This window comes from uncultured Martelella sp., from assembly GCF_963677965.2.
Lineage (GTDB): Bacteria > Pseudomonadota > Alphaproteobacteria > Rhizobiales > Rhizobiaceae > Martelella > Martelella mangrovi.
Map to the genome: position 1 here is coordinate 41249 of NZ_CAXXFM010000001.1, position 18974 is coordinate 60222.

General features: G+C 60.6%; 19 protein-coding genes and 1 pseudogene. All 20 read right to left on the reverse strand.

The window, feature by feature from the left end:
- Positions 1-68: 68 nt before the first annotated feature.
- Positions 69-1493: a HAMP domain-containing sensor histidine kinase gene (locus ACHZCU_RS00170; RefSeq protein ID WP_319517170.1), complete on the reverse strand. Its 1425-nt coding sequence runs from the start codon at positions 1491-1493 to the stop codon at positions 69-71.
- Positions 1494-1507: 14 nt separating this feature from the next.
- Positions 1508-2197, reverse strand: coding sequence for a response regulator transcription factor (locus ACHZCU_RS00175; RefSeq protein ID WP_106304993.1), 690 nt, complete (start codon positions 2195-2197; stop codon positions 1508-1510).
- Positions 2198-2332: 135 nt separating this feature from the next.
- Positions 2333-3868: a Do family serine endopeptidase gene (locus tag ACHZCU_RS00180; protein ID WP_106304996.1), complete on the reverse strand. Its 1536-nt coding sequence runs from the start codon at positions 3866-3868 to the stop codon at positions 2333-2335.
- Positions 3869-3976: 108 nt separating this feature from the next.
- Positions 3977-4441: a cytochrome c-type biogenesis protein gene (locus tag ACHZCU_RS00185; protein WP_319517171.1), complete on the reverse strand. Its 465-nt coding sequence runs from the start codon at positions 4439-4441 to the stop codon at positions 3977-3979.
- On the reverse strand, positions 4438-6432 hold the full coding sequence (locus tag ACHZCU_RS00190; RefSeq protein WP_319517172.1) for a heme lyase CcmF/NrfE family subunit: 1995 nt from the start codon (positions 6430-6432) through the stop codon (positions 4438-4440). The genes ACHZCU_RS00185 and ACHZCU_RS00190 overlap by 4 nt, the downstream gene beginning before the upstream one ends.
- Positions 6429-6878, reverse strand: a complete 450-nt coding sequence (gene ccmE / locus ACHZCU_RS00195) for a cytochrome c maturation protein CcmE (RefSeq protein WP_319517173.1) — start codon at positions 6876-6878, stop codon at positions 6429-6431. The genes ACHZCU_RS00190 and ccmE overlap by 4 nt, the downstream gene beginning before the upstream one ends.
- Complete coding sequence (ccmI, locus tag ACHZCU_RS00200; protein ID WP_319517174.1) at positions 6875-8011, reverse strand: c-type cytochrome biogenesis protein CcmI; 1137 nt, start codon at positions 8009-8011, stop codon at positions 6875-6877. The genes ccmE and ccmI overlap by 4 nt, the downstream gene beginning before the upstream one ends.
- A gap of 104 nt (positions 8012-8115) precedes the next feature.
- Positions 8116-8388 carry a hypothetical protein gene (locus ACHZCU_RS00205; RefSeq protein WP_319517175.1) on the reverse strand — a complete coding sequence of 91 codons (273 nt, stop codon included), beginning with the start codon at positions 8386-8388 and terminating at the stop codon, positions 8116-8118.
- A 305-nt stretch (positions 8389-8693) separates the two neighbouring features.
- A complete protein-coding gene (locus tag ACHZCU_RS00210; protein WP_319517176.1) occupies positions 8694-10073 on the reverse strand; it encodes a HAMP domain-containing sensor histidine kinase in 1380 nt (459 codons plus the stop codon).
- Positions 10070-10732: a response regulator transcription factor gene (locus ACHZCU_RS00215; RefSeq protein ID WP_106305253.1), complete on the reverse strand. Its 663-nt coding sequence runs from the start codon at positions 10730-10732 to the stop codon at positions 10070-10072. Before ACHZCU_RS00215 ends, ACHZCU_RS00210 begins: the two co-directional genes overlap by 4 nt.
- A 55-nt stretch (positions 10733-10787) precedes the next feature.
- Positions 10788-11033: a hypothetical protein gene (locus tag ACHZCU_RS00220; RefSeq protein ID WP_106305017.1), complete on the reverse strand. Its 246-nt coding sequence runs from the start codon at positions 11031-11033 to the stop codon at positions 10788-10790.
- 143 nt (positions 11034-11176) lie between these two features.
- Positions 11177-11386, reverse strand: coding sequence for a hypothetical protein (locus ACHZCU_RS00225; protein WP_106305020.1), 210 nt, complete (start codon positions 11384-11386; stop codon positions 11177-11179).
- 16 nt (positions 11387-11402) lie between these two features.
- Positions 11403-15260, reverse strand: a complete 3858-nt coding sequence (locus ACHZCU_RS00230) for a glycoside hydrolase/phage tail family protein (RefSeq protein ID WP_319517177.1) — start codon at positions 15258-15260, stop codon at positions 11403-11405.
- Between the two features lie 97 nt (positions 15261-15357).
- On the reverse strand, positions 15358-15816 hold the full coding sequence (locus ACHZCU_RS00235) for an NlpC/P60 family protein (protein ID WP_319517178.1): 459 nt from the start codon (positions 15814-15816) through the stop codon (positions 15358-15360).
- Positions 15813-16703, reverse strand: coding sequence for a DUF2163 domain-containing protein (locus tag ACHZCU_RS00240; RefSeq protein WP_319517179.1), 891 nt, complete (start codon positions 16701-16703; stop codon positions 15813-15815). Before ACHZCU_RS00240 ends, ACHZCU_RS00235 begins: the two co-directional genes overlap by 4 nt.
- Positions 16700-17341, reverse strand: a complete 642-nt coding sequence (locus ACHZCU_RS00245; protein WP_319517180.1) for a DUF2460 domain-containing protein — start codon at positions 17339-17341, stop codon at positions 16700-16702. Before ACHZCU_RS00245 ends, ACHZCU_RS00240 begins: the two co-directional genes overlap by 4 nt.
- Before the next feature lie 9 nt (positions 17342-17350).
- The gene (locus ACHZCU_RS00250) at positions 17351-17932 is read right to left on the reverse strand and encodes a phage tail tape measure protein (RefSeq protein ID WP_319517181.1); all 582 of its coding nucleotides are present in this window, start codon (positions 17930-17932) and stop codon (positions 17351-17353) included.
- Positions 17922-18110, reverse strand: a pseudogene (locus ACHZCU_RS00255) (rcc01693 family protein); the annotation flags it as partial. The gene ACHZCU_RS00250 and the pseudogene ACHZCU_RS00255, both read right to left, overlap by 11 nt.
- A 47-nt stretch (positions 18111-18157) precedes the next feature.
- Positions 18158-18538: a gene transfer agent family protein gene (locus tag ACHZCU_RS00260; RefSeq protein ID WP_319517182.1), complete on the reverse strand. Its 381-nt coding sequence runs from the start codon at positions 18536-18538 to the stop codon at positions 18158-18160.
- Entirely contained in the window at positions 18535-18945 is a 411-nt protein-coding gene (locus ACHZCU_RS00265; RefSeq protein ID WP_319517183.1) for a phage major tail protein, TP901-1 family, read from the reverse strand. Before ACHZCU_RS00265 ends, ACHZCU_RS00260 begins: the two co-directional genes overlap by 4 nt.
- Positions 18946-18974 lie beyond the last annotated feature (29 nt).

Here is an 18974-nt window from a genome sequence, read left to right on the forward strand (position 1 = left end):
TCCTGAAAGGCTCTAACATCGTGTGCAGCAGGCTTAAAGCAAAAGAGCAACAGAAATGCCCGGCGAGCTCAATCGGAACCGTGTTGCGCATCAATGAGCGGAAAGCTCAGCATGGCCGCAAGACCGGCATAGCCGTCGACCAGATCCCTGGCCTCCCTGAGCGAGAAGACGCCCCCGTGCAGGGCCGCAACCGCGTCAACGAGGGAAAGCCCGAGACCGGTTCCGGGTTTGGAGCGGCTTTCATCCAGCCGGAAGAAACGCTGTTTGACGTCGTCCATCCGCGACGGCGGAATACCGGGACCGTTATCGGCGACGGTGAACACGGCCCGGTCCCCCTCGCGTTTCAGCGACAGATGGATCGACTGACCGCTGCCCTCGGAATATTTGATGGCATTGTCGAGTAGATTGAAGATTGCCTGGCCGATCAGCTCACGATTGCCGCTGACTGACAGTTCCGGTTCGATGGCACAATCGAGTGCGAGGCCGGCCTCCTCGGCAACAGGGCCGTAAAGCTCGGCACTGTCTTCGACAATCGCAGACAGGCTGACGGGAGACATTTCGGCAGCAACCGCCCCTGCCTCGACGCGGGAAATCATCAGCAGCGCATTGAAGGTGCGGATCAACTGGTCCGATTCGGCGATGATGCCCTCAAGCGCCGTGCGACGTTCCTCGGGGTTTTCCGTTGCGGCGGCATCGGCGGCCTTGTTACGCAGACGCGTCAGCGGTGTCTTGAGATCGTGGGCGATATTGTCGGAGACCTGACGCAGCCCTTCGTTCAACCGTACGATCCGGTCGAGCATCAGATTGAGGGCATTGGACAGCCGGTCGAATTCATCGCCGGAACCGGCAACGGGAAGGCGCTGGGAGAGATCGCCGGCCATGATCTTGCTGCTGGCGCTCGACATGCGATCCATGCGCTTGAGCGCATTGCGGCCGATTGCAAACCAGATCACCAGCGCACCGACCCCCATGATGATGAGGGCCAGTAACAGGGCCTGCCGAATGATGATGTGAAGCCGCTCGGGATCGCCCAGATCGCGTCCGATCAAAAGCCGGATACCGTTGTCGAGCTCGATGACATAGCCCGCGGCAAGGTTTTCATGGGCTCCGCTATTGTTCTCGGCAAATCCCTCATAGCGGAAGGGCTGATCGATCCAGCCAAGCCTGCTCAGGACACCGGGCTGGAGCGAGGCGACATTGCTCGCCAGTATCTCGCCCTGCGGGCTGGCAATAACGTAGAGATTGGCACCGGGCTGACGCGCGCGTCGCTCGATAATATTGAAAACCCGCCGAATGCCGCCTTTTTCGTAGGAAAGATCGAACTGGGAAACTTCATGTTGAAGCGATTCCCGCGTCTGGCGCAAAACGAGGTCTTCGGAGACGGCCGTGACATAGAAGACCATGACCGCGGCGCAGAGCCCGAACAGCAGGATATAGACGGCCGAGAGCCGGACTGCGGTCGATTTGAAAAGAAGACGCAAACGCTCTTTCATCACGCCCAACAGTGCTACGCGTCGTATTTGATCATATAGCCGGAACCACGGATCGTCTTGAGCAGGGGCTTGTCGAAGTCCTTCTCGATCTTGGACCGCAACCGCGACACATGCACATCGATCACATTGGTCTGCGGATCGAAGTGATAGTCCCAGACATTTTCCAGAAGCATCGTCCGGGTGACGACCTGCCCGGCATTCTTCATCAGATATTCGAGCAGCCGGTATTCGCGTGGCTGCAGCGTGATTTCGCGCCCGGCCCGGCGAACCTCGTGCGAAAGGCGGTCGAGTTCCAGATCGCCAACACGGTAGACGACCTCCTGCTCCGGCGCGCCCTTGCGCCGGCCGAGCACTTCCACCCGCGCCAGAAGCTCGGAAAACGCATAGGGCTTGGGCAGGTAATCATCACCGCCTGCCCGAAGACCGGTGACCCGGTCGTCGACCTGGCCCAGCGCCGACAAGATGAGAACGGGGGTGTGAACGCCGCGGGCACGCAGCGCGGAAATGACCGACAGTCCGTCGCGCCGCGGCAGCATGCGGTCGACAACCAGCACGTCATACTCGTTTTCGCTCGCCATGAACAAACCGCTCTCGCCATCGCCCGCATGTTCGCAGGTGATGCCGGCCTCACGAAAGGCCTTGGTCAGGTAGGCAGCGGCCTCAAGATCGTCTTCAATAACCAGTACGCGCATGGCGGCGACCATATCGCCATTGTCATCCGCGTTACAAGCTGCCTCATGGGTTTCATCAAAAGACATCACAGCAACTCCACAAGGGGCTGAACAAAAAGGGCGCACGGGGCCTTCCCGTGCGCCCTTCGTTCATTTCGTCAGAGCCGGTCAGCCGGCATCCTCGTTGTCACTGCCGGTCGGCAATGCGGTGAACATGCTGCCGTTTTCGGTTTCCACCTGGAATAGGGCCTGCTTGCGCCCGTTGCTCGCGGCATCCTCGACCTGCTTGAGAATATCGCCAGCCGAAGCAACTTCCTTGTTGTTCACGCTCAGGATCTTCTGTCCTTCGCTCAGCCCCTTGGCCGCAGCATCGGAATTCGGGTCAACCGCGGTAACAGTCACGCCCTTGCCGTCATCTGCCGGCCGGACCTCAAAGCCCATCTGGGTCATCAGCGAGCTTTCGGCAGGACCGCTCTGTCCTTCGGATGCGGCAAGCTGGTCTTCGGTCGGGAACTCACCGAGTTTGACGTCGATCGTCTGGGAACTGCCATCCCGCCAGACGGAAAGCTCGACATCGTCGCCCGGTTCCATCATGCCGATCATCCGCGAGAGCGAACGGGCATCCTCAATGACATCACCGTTAACGGCGGTAATCACATCGCCCTGCTTCAGACCGGCTTTCGCGCCGGGGCTGTCGGAGGTCGGTTCGGAAATCAGCGCGCCTTCCGGCTTGGCAAGGCCAATCGATTCGGCAATATCCTCCGTGACAGGCTGGATGCGCACACCGAGCCAGCCGCGTTCGACCGTGCCGTCGTCGATCAGATCGTTGACAACATCCTGCGCCAGATGCGCCGGGATGGCGAAGGCAATGCCGACATTGCCACCCGACGGCGAGAAGATTGCGGTGTTGATACCGACAACCTCACCGTTGAGGTCAAAGGTCGGACCGCCGGAATTGCCATGATTGACCGCTGCGTCGACCTGAATGTAGTCGTCATAGGGGCCGGAGGCGATATCGCGTCCAAGCGCAGAGACAATGCCCGAAGTGACCGTGCCGCCAAGGCCGAATGGGTTGCCGACAGCAACCACCCAGTCACCGACCCGCAGGTTGGAATCATCGGCGAAATTCACATAGGTGAAGTCACGGTCAGCATCGACCTTGAGCACGGCGAGGTCGGTGCGCGGGTCGGTTCCGACGAGCTTGGCATCGTATTCGGTTCCGTCATCCATCAGTACCGAAAAGGCATCGCCTTCGCGGACAACATGGTTGTTGGTAACAAGGTAGCCATCCTCGGATACGAAGAAGCCTGAGCCTTGGGCCACCGGACGCGGACCGCCATTGCGCGGCTGCGGCGGCTTTTGCGGCTCGATGGGCGCGCCGAAATCACGGAAGAAACGCTTGAGGGGGTGGTCGTCGGGAAGATTGTCGAAGCCGCGACCGCCGAAGCCAAAGCCGAAACCATCATTCTGGGCGACCGGCTGAACATCGCTTTCAACGACAACGGAAACAACGGCGGGCGATACCGCTTCAACCACATCGGCAAAGCCCGGTACCTTCGGCGCATCGACGTGCACCGCGTCGGCGTATGCTTCGGGAACCGTAAGCGGCGCACCTGCCGAAAACAGAACGGCGGCAACACCGGCAACCGCCGATGCTTTCAAAATCGGCTTGAACTTGTTGTGTCCGGAAGTCTGGTCGAACATCTGGTCTACCTTTTCCTTTAGTGACTGTTTTGAAGCTGTCTTCAAATCGGATAAAGGCACTATAAAGGTTACGACCTTACAGAAATCTGTCCACAAAATGACGGATTGTTAATTCTCGTCGCCATCAGCCAGCAGACGGTTCAGGCGGGCCTCTTCGTCCTTTGAAAGCGGGCGATCCGGCGCACGGCGGCTTGCCGAAAGCCGCCACAAGACAAGCCCCCCGAACACAATCAGAACACCCGGAGCGCCCCACAATAGCCACGTCTTGGGCGAAAGGCGCGGCTTCAGCAGCACGAATTCGCCATAACGGGAGACGACATAATCGAGCACTTCTTCGTCGCTGTCGCCATCGACAAGACGGGCCCTCACAAGCAGCCTGAGATCACGCGCCAGATCCGCATTCGAATCATCGATCGACTGGTTCTGACACACCATGCAGCGCAGTTGCGCGGAAATCGCACGCGCGCGGGCTTCCAGCGCCGGGTCGTCAAGCACCTCGTCAGGGGTCACCGCCCGGGCGGTTGCCAGCGGCAACAGCAGCAAAAGCGCGATCACAAAAACGCGAAAGCTCATCCTGGCGCCCCTGCCCTTGCCTCAACTGTGCGGCGCTTGCGGCTGCGTTCCGGCGCACCAACGCGAAGCCGGCGATCCGTGAGTGAAACCACGCCGCCAAGCGCCATGGCGACACCGCCGAGCCAGATACACAGGATGAAAGGCCTCCACCACACCCGCACCACCCAGGCGCCATCGGCACGCTCATCGCCAAGCGAGACATAAAGCTGACTGAGACCGAATGTGGAAATTCCGGCCTCCGTGGTCGGCATGTTGTTGGAAAGATAAACCCGTTTGGCCGAATAGCTGTTCCTGACCACACGGTCGTCTTGTGAGATCGTGAACATGCCCCGTTCGTCGAGATAGTTCGGCCCCCTGACCGGTGTCGTGCCGTCGAAGGTCACCGTATAGCCACCGGCATCAACGGTGGTCCCGGGTGTCATTTCCAGAACCGCTTCGGTTTCATAAAGAGACACGGCAACAATGCCCAGCACCGTCACGCCGAGGCCGAAATGGGCAAGCGCCGTACCGAAAGCGGAACGTGGCAGGCCGACAAGCCTTGGCCACACGCGCGACAGCGGCATCCGGCCGAACCCGGAGCGATAACAGAGATCGCTCACCGCGCCGAATATCAGGAAGAATGCGATCGCCACGCCAAAGAGAGAAAGCACAGGCCCGCCGGAATGGAAATAGATGAAGCCGGCAGCCAGCACGAGCGCAAGAATGCCGGCAACCAGCAGGCGTTCGCTTGCAGCCTTCAGGTCACCCCGTTTCCAGGAAAGCATCGGACCGAAGGGAACAGCAAGCAGAAGCGGGATCATCAGCAACCCGAAGGTCATGTTGAAGAAGGGCGGACCGACGGAAATCTTGTCACCGGTCAGCGTTTCCAGCAGAAGCGGATAGAGTGTACCGGTCAGCACCGTTCCTGCAGCGACCGTCAGGATCAGGTTGTTGAAGACCAGCGCGCCCTCTCGCGAGATCGGCGAAAACAGCCCGCCCGAGCGTAAAAGCGGCGCCCGCCAGGCAAACAGCGCCAGTGACCCGCCGACGAAAAACGCCAGGATGGCCAGAATGAAAATCCCGCGCGTGGGATCGGTCGCAAAGGCATGCACGGAGGTCAGAACGCCGGACCGGACCAGAAAGGTGCCAAGCAGAGACAGCGAAAATGTCAGGATCGACAACAGCACCGTCCAGATCTTCAGCGCCTCACGTTTCTCCATCACCAGCGCGGAATGCAGAAGTGCCGTGCCGGCGAGCCATGGCATGAACGAGGCGTTTTCAACCGGGTCCCAGAACCACCAGCCGCCCCAGCCGAGCTCGTAATAAGCCCAGTAGGAGCCCATCGCGATACCGGCTGTCAGAAACAGCCATGCCAGCAACGCCCACGGCCGCACCCAAAGCGCCCAGGCCGCGTCGATCCGCCCGCTGACAAGGGCGGCAACCGCAAAGGAAAAACAGACCGAAAAGCCGACATAGCCGAGATAGAGCAGAGGCGGGTGGATCGCGAGACCGAAATCCTGAAGAACCGGGTTGAGATCCTGTCCCTCTCCGGGCACCGGAAACAACCGCATGAACGGGTTCGACGTCGAAATAATGAACAGCAGAAATGCCGTCGCAATCAGCGCCTGGATCGAAAGTACATTGGCCCGAAGATCATCGGGGAGGTTCCGGCTGAAGGCCGCCACGAGCGCGCTGAACAATGTCAGGATCAGAAGCCAGAGCATCATCGATCCCTCGTGGTTCCCCCAGACGCCGGAAAACTTGTAGACCAGCGGCATCAGCGAATGGGAGTTCTCCCAGACATTGCGGACCGAAAAATCGGAGACAAGATGGCTGCGGATCAGCACGCCGAAGGAGAGCGCCACCAGAGCAAAGAGCGTCAGCGTGCCACTGACGGCAACCGACATCAGCTGCGGGCTGTTTCGCCTGACGCCGATCATCGGCACGATGAAGGTCGCCAGCGCAACGGCAAGTGCCAGAACCAGTGCGAAAAGTCCAAGTTCGACCGTCACGGGGCGGCCTCCCCTTCGCCTTCCCACACGCCGTCTTCCTTCAGACGCTCGGCAACCTCTCTGGGCATGTAATTCTCGTCATGCTTGGCAAGCACGGTATCGGCGTGAAAGGCACCGTCGCCGTCAAACCGGCCCTCGGTCACCACACCCTGCCCTTCGCGGAACAGGTCCGGCAATATCCCGGCATAGCGCACCTCAACGGCACCGCCACCGTCGGTCACGGTAAAAAGCACATTTGAATTTTCGACGCGCTTGATCGAGCCTTCCTCGACAAGCCCGCCAAGCCGGATCCGCGTTCCCTCGCCGACCGGTTTTTCGGCAAGATCGGAAGGCATGTAGAAATAGGAAACGCTGCGCGAAAGCGCGAACAGAACCAGCAACACCGCAATTGCGATAAAACCGACACCGCCAGCAATAACCGCCAGCCTTTTCTTCTTTCGATTCAAGGCTCTACTCCCGAAACCTGCAACGAGTCCCCAAAGGCCGTCAAACGCGCGGCCACTTCGCTTCCCTCTCCATAGTAACCGATTGCCTCTGCAAGTGCCAAAGCCGCCTTGTCCTGCTGCCCAAGCACGGCATATGACCGTATCAGACGCATCCAGCCATCGATATCATCGGGGTTTTCATCCAGTCTCTGCTCAAGCCCCGAGACCATGCCGTCAATCATGTCCGCGCGCGCTTGCGTGGAGAGTTCGGCAGCGGCGGCAACCGCCTCTTCATCCGGTCCGTTTGCAACAACGCCATTGTCGGCAAGCTGCTGATTGTTCTGCGCTATACGGCTGGCAACCATATCCCGCCACGGGGAATTGGCCGGCAGCGCTGCCTGCAAACGTTCGAACCGCTCGACGGCCACGGCGAAATCGCCCGATTGTTCAGCCGCAAGCGCAATGAAATAGAGCGTCCGCAGTTCGTCCGGATCGATCGCCTCGGCCTGCCGGAACACGTCCAGCGCCTCGTCGGTAACAACGCCCGCGTTCACGGCAACGATCGCTTCACCGAGCCCGGCAAGGCGTTCGGCAGTGGGGCCGGAAACACGGATCGCATTGGCATAGGCGTCCTGCGCATCCTCAAAACGGTTTTCACGAAGATAAATCGGCGCGATCACATCCCATCCGCGCCCGTCGTCGGGATGTTCCGCCAGATGTTGTTCCACGCGCGCCACCAGAACAGCAAGGTCCGGCTCATCGGCGTTCATTCGGGCAGCCAGCGGCTGATCGGAAGCGCCGGGCTTTCCCACAAGCGGGTAAACAAGCCCCCCGCCAATCATCAAAACCACGATTGCGGCAATGGCGCCCCACCGCATAAAGGACTGATTGCCGCCGGGCCCGCCAGCCTTGCTGCTGCTATCGTCGACAGCGAGCAATCGTCTTCCGATCTCGGCCCGCGAGGCCTCATATTGCTGCTCGCTGAGCAGCCCGTCCCGACGTTCCCGCTCAATTTCCAGCAGTTGATCGCGGTAGACCGCAGCCTGGCCGGCGGCTGCGTCATCCTCGGCCAGTCCCGATTGCCGAAAAAGCGGAAGCGCAACCGCAACGGCTGCAACAAGGAGCATGACGAGGGCAACGGTGGCGAAAATCATAACACTACCTTCGTACGCCACCCTCGCAAAATAGCCAATAGATTAAAGGCTTATTGCTCCACTCTGCCACAAAAAGTCGCAGATACGGATGCCTTGGAAACAGGCTAGTTCAACAATGTCCACAACCCATCCGGTTCACGACAGGCGGCGCCGCGCCCGACATATTCGCGCCCCTGGACGATCACTTTCTGCGTATATTGCCGGCAGTTCTGGTCGCCGACCTGATAGGGACTGGCGGCCGTGACGCTGCCCTGTGCACCTCTACCCTGCCAGGAAACAGTTTCACCTGCCGGCGCCGAGGCAAGCGCATACTGTTCCGCCTGAAGCGCTTTTGCATGGTCGGCCGGCGAAAGCGCAACGCCGGAACGGTCCACCAAACCGCCATCAAACGAGGCAGCAGGAACGGATTGCGCGGGCGTAACCGTTTGGGCCGATCCGGCTGGTCGGACAGGCTGTGTTGTTGAACAACCCGCGATCACAGATGCAACGGCGACAAGCAGAAAAATTCGTTTCACGATGTTTTTGATCCCCTGAACCTGAAAAAGTCATCTCGGCACACGCTGCCCGATACCATGACGGTGCCGTGCAGAAAACATGAAATACAACCCGGTATCGTCTGGACGTAAAAACAGATTATGGCCAGAATTCGCCCGCAACCAACCGGATCGGAGTGTTCAACCGTCTATTTTCTGCACTTTGCCGGCAATACGATCCGTGCATGCAAACCGGCCCCTTCAAGGCCGGTCAGCTCAAACCGGCCACCATAAGCCTGCACAATATCATCAACGATGGAAAGCCCCAGTCCCGAACCAGAGCCACTTTCGTCAAGGCGCTGACCGCGTTTCATCGCGGTCTGGATTTCCTCCGGGGTAAGGCCGGGACCATCGTCAACAACGGTAATCTCGGCCCAATCGCCGGCATCTTCAGGTGCTTCAAGCCGTTGTGCGCTGACCCGGACCTCGCTTTTTGCAAAACGCGCCGCATTTTCGAGCAAATTGCCGACAACCTCTTCAAGGTCCTGCTGCTCGGCTGCGAGCACAAGCCCTTTGGTACACGACAGCGAGAATTCCGTATCGGGGTTGAGACGGCGCATAACGCGAACCAGCCGTTCCAGAACCGGGCCCACCTCGCAGCGTGTCAGAACGGACTCGGTCTGTGCAGCGATCCGCGCCCGGTTGAGATAGGCCTGAACCTGCGCCTGCATCATAACCACCTGAGAGGCGATCAGCTTGCCGCCCTGCCCCTCCATGCTTTGGGCTTCGTTCAACAGCACGGCGATCGGGGTTTTCAGCGAATGCGCCAGATTGCCGACCTGCATGCGAGCACGCTCGACAATAGCGCGATTATTGGCGAGAAGCGCATTGATTTCATCTGCAAGCGGCTGAATTTCAACGGCGAATTTCCCCTTCATCTCGCCTTCGCCGCGCTCGGAAATCTGGCTGAGCGCCGCCCGTGCGCTGTCGAGCGGACGCAACGCCCACAAGATGATCAGCCCGTTGAGCAGAACGCTGGCCACACCGAAGAGAGCAAGCGCAACATAAAGCCGGCGCGAAAACCAACGGACATCGCTGTCCACCGCATTGCGGTTGCCCGAAACCCGAACCCGGGTTGCCCGGTCATTGTCGTCCATAACGACCACGGTTTCCATGACGGCCACGTCATTGCCCTGCTCATCGCGAACCATATAGGTGCGGCGGAAATCGCCATCATAGGGCACTTCGCTTTCCGGTCTTGTCGGCAGGTCCGTCTCGCCGAGAGAGGGAGAGCGCAACGGGTCCTTGGTATTGTCGTAAAGCGGATCGACAACCCAGTACCACCCGGTCTGCGGCCGCTTGTATTTCAGGTCGCCGAGCTGCGGCGTGCCCTGAAGTTCTCCTTTTTCATCGATTGATACGGAATTGACAACATTGAACATTTCCGCCTGCAGAAGCTGACGGAAACCACGCTCGGCCGTGTTTCTGTAAAGGGCTGAAATCACCACGGCGATCACCACAAGCGCCATGACAAACCAAACGGTCGTCAGCGCCAGAGAGCGCAGCGTGAGTGAATTCGCCCATTTCATTCAGGAACCTGCATCCGGTAACCGAGACCGCGGACGGTCTCGATCAATTCGGGCCCTACCTTTTTACGCAACCGTCCGACAAACACCTCGATCGTATTGGAATCACGGTCGAAATCCTGATCGTACAGATGCTCCGTCAGTTCCGTACGCGACACGACCTCGCCCTGATGATGCATTAGATAGGACAGAAGCCTGTATTCATGTGAAGTCAGCCGCAACAGCACGCCGTCAAGGGTCGCCTTTGAGGCCTTCACATCGAGTTCAATCGGCCCGCATGTAATCGTGCCTGTTGCATGCCCCGCAGCCCGGCGGATCAACGCCCGGATGCGCGCCATCACCTCCTCGATATGGAAAGGCTTGGTCACATAATCGTCCGCGCCGGCATCGATCCCGGCCACCTTGTCGCTCCAGCGGTCACGCGCGGTAAGGATCAGGACCGGCATCTTCCGCCCGGCACTGCGCCATTTTTCCAGAATTGTCACGCCATCCATGGCCGGCAGTCCTATATCCAGGATCACCGCGTCATAGGGCTCCGTATCACCCAGAAAGTGCCCTTCGACGCCGTCATAGGCACAGTCTACCACATAGTCGGCGTCCCTGAGCATCTGGGCCAGCTGACGGTTGAGGTTTTCGTCATCTTCGATCAGAAGGATACGCATTTCGGTCAATTCACTGTTTTGCGGTCAGGATCGGCGGTACGGCACACGGATCGGATCAACGCGCCGGGACACGGCGGGTCACCTTGCGCGGCATATTGCCATTGCTTGCGGGCACGATAACCGTCACCAGACAGCCGTCCCCGTCCGGCGCGGGCACAGCCGACAACAGCTCGCCCCCCGTGCTATTCACGACCGCCTTGGCCGCCGCCGCGCAGGAGGCCGCATCAGCAGGCCCGACCTGCCCTGCAAACAGCAGAACGCTTGCCAACACGATCTGTATTCCATGCGTCTTTCTGAACATCGCGCAGTTTTTCCCAAAGCAGTTCATTCAGCCACCACTCATAAGAATAGTTGGCTGAACTGCAAATGAATAGTCCCGTCCGCCCGAACAAAACCGCTTGCCCGCCGGGTTTTCCAGCCCGGCGGGATATTTCGCAAACAGTACTATCGAACCAATGTATCCTTTGCCGAAATACGCCCGAACAGGGCAAGCAATCCACCGGACGCACCGGCGAAGGTCGTGATCGATGTGGCCAGATCGCTCTGCATGCCCTCATCCAGATAGATTCCCCCCATCTGGAAGAGCGGAGCGGCAACCGCAAGCAGTGCGCCCCATACGGTCTTGGAGAGATACCATTTTTTTGCGTAATCCATGCCATTTCCTTTCTGTTCAGCCTGGAAGTGAAATCTGCGCATTGAGTGCCGTTCCAAGCGGCACTTTCCGACCCATCTGGCGAAGACGAATCGAAATCAGCTCGGGCCGCGTCCCGAAATCGGCAATCTGGTCGACCTCCGGATAGAGCCATTCCGGCGATGACGTCTCGATGCTGCGCACGCGTGTTTCGCCGGAGAATATTTCCAGACGGTAGGCTTCCGTTTCCTCGTCGAGCGGGATTTCGGCAGCGCTCCAGTCATCGGCATCGATGCGGGAGCGTCGTATCCAGCGAAAGGCGACATCGCCCGAAGCCAGGCGCCGGCCCCTGAAGTGGACAGGCGAAAGCGGCGTTTCCGCGCGGATACCGCCGGCAAAGCTATAGGGCGCCTGCGGATCGATCTGTCCATATGCCGTTTCGACGACATAGTTGCGCGCAAGGCCAACATGCTGAGCACTGATGCCAAGGGGAACAACCGATGCGTTGAGCACGACGGCATCGGCCCCCGCAGATGCGCCGGCGGCCATCGCATCTTCCGTACCGTGCAATCCGCGCAGCAGGCCGCCCACGCGCCAACGGCCGGGCGACAGTTCCGCGGCATCGAGAAATCCGACGATTTCAAACACGCCGTTGTCGGCCCGGATGGCAAGCCGGTTCTCCCCGCTCAGCACCGCGGCCTTGGTTGCCGAGGCAAGACCGCCGAAGTCCAGATCGACAACCAGTTCGCGGGTGAAATCGAAACGTCCGCTTATCCCCGGCATCAGCGGCGATACCAGCGTAGCGGTCGCCGCCGGCCTCTCTGCGGCCGCGCCGGGCTGATAGCCCTCCGTGGTCGCCGATGAAGCAATGAAGCACCGCCGCCAGGGTCTGGCAAAAACGGCAATCCGCGCGAAATCCTCCGAAGCGCCGGCCCTGTCGCGTGCCAGATCCAGGAACATGACGCGCGGAGAGAAACCTTCGGAGGGCATGTTATCCGGGCTATGCCACCGGTCTGTCACTCTTGCGACATTGCCTGCACCGGGCGAAAACGACCGTGCCTCAACCTTGATCGTGTCGGCAAGTTCAAGCCTGGTCACCATGAACCGTCCGGCGGGGCCATCCTTGAGATCGATAACGTCGCCGATTTCCACACTGCGTTCCTGTGGCGACAGGTCAAGCTGAAGCGTGCGCACCGCGATCCGGCTTTCGCGCAACAGTGCCGACGCACGTTCGATCGCCGTCGCCTCGGGCAGAACCGTCGGCAGCCCGTATCGCAATACCCGGTCATTTGCCGCAACAGCGCGGCTCGACCGTGCGCTTGCCTGTTCGTAACGGGTTGCCGGGTCCAGATAGGTCACGGTGGCTTCACCCGCCAGATCGCTGTCATGAAGGCGCGTTTCCCGCCACAGGCCGGCAGCTTCATCGGGCTCTGCGAGGATTTCGATCTGCCGCGACGGCAGGCTTGCGCGCTGGCGCGAGCGAAACACCAGTCCCCCCGCTGTTTCAATACAGTCGGCCAGATAGAGTGAAAGCAGCGGCTCGATCAGATCGCGCGCCGCATCGATATCGGCCTGCTGATATCCGACCAGATCGCCGCTCAGCAAACGGGTGTCGCAATCATGAAAACCATGATCGGCAAGCAGCGTGCGCACCGTGTCGGCAAGCGTCGTTGCCCCCAGCCTGCCGTTCAGCCAGTGCCCGGTCGCCCAGTTGTCGCCATCGCTCCACAATTCGCCATTTTGCGGAAAGGCAGGGTAAGGCCGGATATCCCAGCACCACAGGAAGATATGGTCGGGATCAACCATGCCCGCCGGAGCCTGTGCACCGGCCCACCAGTCCAGATGAGTTTCCAGAAAACGGCGCTGTTCGTCATCCGAACGTCTGCCGTTTGAAAAATACGGATAGGCGGACTCCGCCGATTTCGGATCGGCAAACACGTTCGGCTGGCCGCTGCCCTTGTCGACGGCCGGGCAACCGAGTTCGGTAAACCAGATCGGCTTGGCCATCGGCGTCCAGGAAGACGGAGTTGCCGCCTCGCTGCCACCGACCCGGTTGTAGTGCAGATTGGTCCACCAGCCTTCAAGGTCCTTGTAGCGATAGACCCATGGCTTGCCGGCCAGCCCGTCGGTGATCGGGCTTCGGGCACGCATCCGTCGGTCGGCGTCGCTGGCATAATACCAGTCAAAGCCCTCACCGGCCGCAATCTGGCCCTCCAGCCCGGCCGGATCGGTCGCAGTCCGGAAACCGTCCGGGTTATCGGCGGCAAGATCGTCGTCGCGCCAGTCGGAAAGCGGCATGTAATTGTCGATGCCGATGGCGGTAATATCCGGACTTGCCCAAAGCGCATCGAGATTGAAATAGACATCACCGCTGCCATCGGCAGGCTGGTAGCCGAAATATTCACTCCAGTCGGCCCCATAGGTCAGCGCCGTTTCCGGTCCCAGAATACCCCGCACGTCAGCGGCAAGTTCAACCAGCCCTTCAACAAAAGGAAAGGCGTCGTTCTGGTCGCGAATCGCAGTCAGGCCACGCAATTCCGAGCCGATGATGAAACCATCAACACCGCCGCTTGCTGTCGCCAGGTGCGCATAGTGCAAGATGAGGCGCCTGTAGCCAGCATCGGAACCGGCAAAGCCGACGCCATCGTCCCCCGGCGTAAAATCATGCGGCTCGGCCGTGCCCAGAAACGCCTCGACATCGGCCCGCGCCTCGGCCGTACGATCCGTTGTCCCCGGTTGTCCGGCTGCGGGGTGACAGGTGATGCGTCCGCGCCAGGGATAGACCGCCTGTTGCGCGCCGCCGTAAGGGTCGGGCAGACCGTTTTCCTGGGGCACATCCATCATGATGAAAGGGTAGAGAAACACCTTCAGGCCCCGTGCCTTGAGATCGCCGATCGCCGCCATCAGCCCAGCATCGTTGGGCGTGCCGCCATAGGCCGGGCCACCCTCATGGGTGCTCACCACATAGGCCTCGTCGCGGGCGATCCCCGAAACCCGCCAGGGCGTGCTTTCTGCGACCCGATGCGGCATTTCCACCCCTGGACGGATCTTGCACGCTCCGGCCCTCAGATCCGATCCGAACCAGGTAACCACCAGCGCGACGCGCTCCAGATTGGGGCAGAGCGCCATCAGTTCGTCAAAGGAGGCTTCCCAGTCCGTTGTCCGCACAAGCGTGTTGCGGTTCATAATCCGCTGCTGGCCGCTGCCGAGCGATTCCGTCACCGGAAACGGACAAAGTCCGTGCTCGGTCGCGCCCGGAATGATGGCAACGGCCTTCACCTGGTTTTCCAGCGCGCCGGTGGGCCTCAACACTTCGAACTGAAAAACCGGAATCCGGTTTCCGAACGTATCAAGCGGCAGACGTTCGAAGACGACATAGCTCAGCCCGCGATAGGCCGGCGCATTGCCCGTTCCCTGCTTGGCCTCGATCAGAGGGTCCGGCAACTGGTTGTCATCGCCGGCATAAAAGCGCATTTCGATCGTGGTAAGATCCAGCTCACGCCCGTCCGCCCAGACCCGCCGGATTGCGGCAACAGGTCCTTCGCAGATCCCGAAGGCGAAATTGCCGAAATAGGAAAAGCTTTCGACCGTGGGGCCGGCGGCTGCCTTGCCGCCCGTCCGTTCCTCGACCACTTCCTCCTCAAAGCGCGTCGCCCAGATCAGCGTGCCGCCGATCCGCGATGTGCCGTAGACGCGCGGTATCGCAGCCCCTTCCTCGGCTCCGCCCATGCGCGCTGTTGGCAGATGCCGCCCGCTGACCCTGCGCCCGCCGGAAAACAACGAATTGTCGATGGCAGCGCCGGCCAGCGCCCCCAGCGCCCGCCCGGCAACTGCGCCGAAGGGCCCGAAAACACTGCCGATCACGGCGCCTGCCGCCTGAAACACGATTGTCGCCATTGCCAGAACCTCGATCCGGAAACGGGCCGCGCCATGCCTGAGGCAGACAGGGCCGGTCTCTTTTTTTGTATTTGAAGAATTGCGAACGCAGGCTGCGTCAGTCAGTGCCGGACCGCACGGGCGGAAAATCGGGAAACCGGTAGACGCCGGCAATCCGCCGCCGCCATCCGGGAACGAGTGACGAGCAGATCACCCCCGCCTGCTCGTAGGCGTGGATGAACTGATCGTCTGCGCTCAGGATCCCGGCGTGTTTGGCGGCAAACTGCGCGCGCCAGCGAAACAACAGGATATCCCCGGGGGCCATCTGTTCGAGAGCGATCGCCGTACCGCAATAACGGGCAGCGGCGTCCAGCAGCCGTTCCCGGCCGGTGCGTTCGGCCCAGTCGGCAGCATAAGGCGCGCCGATACCCGGAACCTCACCGTAAAGTCGACCCCACACCCCCCGAATAAGCCCGAGACAATCGCAACCGACACCAATCTCCGAAGCCTGGTGGCGATAGGGTGTCCCGATCCACTTTTCGGCCTCGGCGACGGCGCGTGCCCCCATCATTGTCATTTGAAGATCGGGCTTCCGTCATGCGTGCTTTCGCCATTCACATAGGAATAGCCGAAATCGGCACCGGGCATGTGGGGAAAGCCGCGAAAATTGAGATGATTGGCGAACTTGTTCCGGCAGGTGGAAAATGCCTTGTCGCACCCCGCCGTCAGGCGCACCTGATCACCGGCCTGCGGCATGCTCTCAAGGGGCAACCACAGATCAATGCGCATGTCGCCGGATGAAAGCGCGTTGGTTTCGATGTCGAAACGACGCCCGGCAAGATTGCCGCTTTCAAAGCTCAACACACCGTGGGCGAAAAACCCTTCGGAAAAATCGCCGCCTGCCGTCACCAAAATCCGGGTATCGGTTTCAACCGCGGCAACCGTTCCGGTCGTGAAGAAGCCGGGGCTTTGCGGGTTGAAGCCACAGGCCGCATCCCCGAACACGGCATCGCAACGCCGGGTGAAGCTGCGCCCCTGCGGCTGTGACAAACGATGGGTGATCGCCCGCAATTCGGCACTGAAGCCGCCACCTTCGCGCGAAACTTCGCCGACCTCGTAGACCTGCATGATCTGGTGCTGATCGGGCGCTTGCCAATTCACAAGAAAAACCTCCACGCGCGCTCCGTCATAGTCGCCGGCCGACAGTGCTTCTTCCGTAATGGCATCATTGGAAAAACCGCCGACGACCTCATTGGTGCTGGCCGCAAGGCCGTCCTCGGCCTCGAAGCCGGAGGATGAAAAACCGCTTGCCGCCAGAAACTGCGTTTCGGCAAAAAAGAGATCGCGATCATGTTCGGTAAAGCCGAGAACGGTTCCGTTTTTCAGCACAAGCCGCCAGCAGTGGCAGACAGTGGTCGCGTCCTGCACAAGGTGCGCCTGCAGCGCCGCATTCATTGCTCTCATGGCATGATCTCCACCAGCGGCACAGATGGCACACTGCCCGCATTGAAGGCTTTCATATTGATGTCGATACGGTCGATATCGAAGCGGACCGGCACATCGAAAACATATCCGGCGAATATCTCCGCTCCGTCCGCCGGCACCGCTCTGCCATCGAAAGTGACGATCCCGGTCGTCGCATCGACGGAAAAATCCGTTTCCAGGCTCTCGATCCCGTCGACCGAAACTCGCACAGTTTCGGCCACCGGTTTTTCGATCGTCCGCACAAACGCGGCCGCACTGTCGCCATAGGTCTTGATCAGCTGAAACGCGGTCGTGGCGCCGTCCCCTTGCCCGATCCGTTGGTCCGAGGGACCGGGTTCGGCCAGCGGCCCGCAGGACTTGAAGTCGACCGGGTCGCGAAAGCGGAAACCGTAAAGCTGACCGTTCCGCGCTTCGAAAAATGCCGTCAGTTCATACAAATCCGCAATCGAACGAACCGCGGAACCGGCATCATAGTTGCGCCTGGAATTGCGCCAGCGCTGGTTGCGGTTTTCCCGTCCGTTGGAAAGGCTGACAATATCGGTGCGTCGCACCGGCCCGCCGCTGACGGCAAGCGACAGCCGCAACGGAAAGCGCACGTCGTGAAAGCTCGTGCTCATGGTGCCCCCTCAGATATTGCGCTGACCGGAGCGCACGGCTCTGGCCAGCATCGCGGAAATCTGCCCCTGGCTCTTCTGGAAGCTCGCGGCATCCTGCGCCGTCACGTTGAAGACGATCTGCGGTCCGCCGCCGCCTGAAGCGGCAACACCAAGCGCGCCGTCGGAACCGCGCTTCAGGGGCAAGATCGCCTCACTGCCGGCTTCCCCCATCAGCCCGAGCCCGCCGCTCATCGGAAAATAGGTCGGCCGCGAAACCACGCCGCCGGAAGCAAATGGCGTGATCCGGCCCGGCACCCCGCCATTGGCATGGGCAAACACCTGAACCAGTCCTTCGGCAAGATTGCCGATCTGGCCGGAAATCGCATTTTCGAGCGGCTTCAGCGCCGAGTTCAGCGCCAGCTCGGAAAGCCGCCGCCCGAGGTCCCCCAGCACGGACTGCAACCCCTTGCCGGAAAGCGTCGCATCCTTCAGTGCGCCGGTGATCGCCCTCGAAAACCGGTCGGACTGCGCCTCAAGGTCGCCCAGAACGTCATAAAGCGCACTCGCACCGCTCACGGCATCGGCATAATTATCGCTTGTGTCAGGTTCCATTACCGTTCCTCGCTTGATCGGGGTAACGCATCATCAGGTCTTCAAGGTTCGCCCGTGTCGGATAGGGCGCGACCGGCGCAAAAGCCCCCGTCATCGCCGCAAATTCGACCGGTGAAAGCGCCCAGAAATCGTCCGGTTGCAGCCGCAGCAGGCAAAGCCCCGTATGAAGCACCGACCGCCAGGGGAACGGTTCGGCGCCGGGAGGTTCGGGCGCTGCCGCTGCGGCTAGGAAGGGTCCGGCGTGTTTCCGTCCGTTTGCGGACGAACAGCCTCTCCTCCCGAAAAGGTCACGGTCAGAAGTTCACCGGCGAGTTTCGCATAGGCCGCCACGCCGCCTTCCATGCTCATCGCCGCCACCTCGTCGTCGTCGATGGCATTGCCGCCGCCGCGCAAACCTGCGCCAATGATGGCAATCAGGTCATGCGCTTTCAGCCGTCCGGAACCCAGCCGCTTGCCAAGATCACCGAGACCATCGGCCGAAAACGCCGTCTCAAGCTCTGCCAGCGCGCCCAGCGTGAGACACAGAATACGGCGTTCGCCGTCAATCACCGCTTCCACCTCACCGCGATAGCGGTTGGCGCGGCCTTGGGCATCGCTGCGTGTCATGCTCCGCCTCCAAAGCTGATCGCCCCGCCCGATTCAAGGGCGACTTCGAACTGCAGCTCGCCATTGTGCTGGCCGGAATATTCGAGTGATGTGAACTGGAACGGACCGGCAAGCGTGCCAAATCCCGGGATCACGATCTCCGCACTCACAAGCGCACCGGCAAAAAAGGCCGCACGCACCGTTTCATCGGACGCGGCATCCTTGAAAATACCGCTCGCCGTCAGCGAGGCGCGCTGAATGCCCGCGCCGCCGAGAAGCTCGCGCCAGCGTCCCGCACTTTCCGAATCGGTAATGTCCACCGTTTCGGCATTGAATGCGAGCCGCTTCGACCTGAGGCCGGCGACCGTCTCATAGGCACTTCCATTATGCAGCTTCAGCAGCAGATCCTTGGCCTTCTGGGCTGTCATCACACTCTCCGTTCAGAATTGGAAAAAGG

Coding starts and splice junctions, on each gene's coding strand:
- ACHZCU_RS00170 (WP_319517170.1), bottom strand. CDS start 1,493: ATGAAAGAGCGTTTGCGTCTTCTTTTCAAATCGACCGCAGTCCGGCTC.
- ACHZCU_RS00175 (WP_106304993.1), bottom strand. CDS start 2,197: ATGGTCGCCGCCATGCGCGTACTGGTTATTGAAGACGATCTTGAGGCC.
- ACHZCU_RS00180 (WP_106304996.1), bottom strand. CDS start 3,868: ATGTTCGACCAGACTTCCGGACACAACAAGTTCAAGCCGATTTTGAAA.
- ACHZCU_RS00185 (WP_319517171.1), bottom strand. CDS start 4,441: ATGAGCTTTCGCGTTTTTGTGATCGCGCTTTTGCTGCTGTTGCCGCTG.
- ccmI (WP_319517174.1), bottom strand. CDS start 8,011: ATGATTTTCGCCACCGTTGCCCTCGTCATGCTCCTTGTTGCAGCCGTT.
- ACHZCU_RS00210 (WP_319517176.1), bottom strand. CDS start 10,073: ATGAAATGGGCGAATTCACTCACGCTGCGCTCTCTGGCGCTGACGACC.
- ACHZCU_RS00215 (WP_106305253.1), bottom strand. CDS start 10,732: ATGCGTATCCTTCTGATCGAAGATGACGAAAACCTCAACCGTCAGCTG.
- ACHZCU_RS00220 (WP_106305017.1), bottom strand. CDS start 11,033: ATGTTCAGAAAGACGCATGGAATACAGATCGTGTTGGCAAGCGTTCTG.
- ACHZCU_RS00225 (WP_106305020.1), bottom strand. CDS start 11,386: ATGGATTACGCAAAAAAATGGTATCTCTCCAAGACCGTATGGGGCGCA.
- ACHZCU_RS00230 (WP_319517177.1), bottom strand. CDS start 15,260: ATGGCGACAATCGTGTTTCAGGCGGCAGGCGCCGTGATCGGCAGTGTT.
- ACHZCU_RS00235 (WP_319517178.1), bottom strand. CDS start 15,816: ATGACAATGATGGGGGCACGCGCCGTCGCCGAGGCCGAAAAGTGGATC.
- ACHZCU_RS00240 (WP_319517179.1), bottom strand. CDS start 16,703: ATGAGAGCAATGAATGCGGCGCTGCAGGCGCACCTTGTGCAGGACGCG.
- ACHZCU_RS00245 (WP_319517180.1), bottom strand. CDS start 17,341: ATGAGCACGAGCTTTCACGACGTGCGCTTTCCGTTGCGGCTGTCGCTT.
- ACHZCU_RS00250 (WP_319517181.1), bottom strand. CDS start 17,932: ATGGAACCTGACACAAGCGATAATTATGCCGATGCCGTGAGCGGTGCG.
- ACHZCU_RS00260 (WP_319517182.1), bottom strand. CDS start 18,538: ATGACACGCAGCGATGCCCAAGGCCGCGCCAACCGCTATCGCGGTGAG.
- ACHZCU_RS00265 (WP_319517183.1), bottom strand. CDS start 18,945: ATGACAGCCCAGAAGGCCAAGGATCTGCTGCTGAAGCTGCATAATGGA.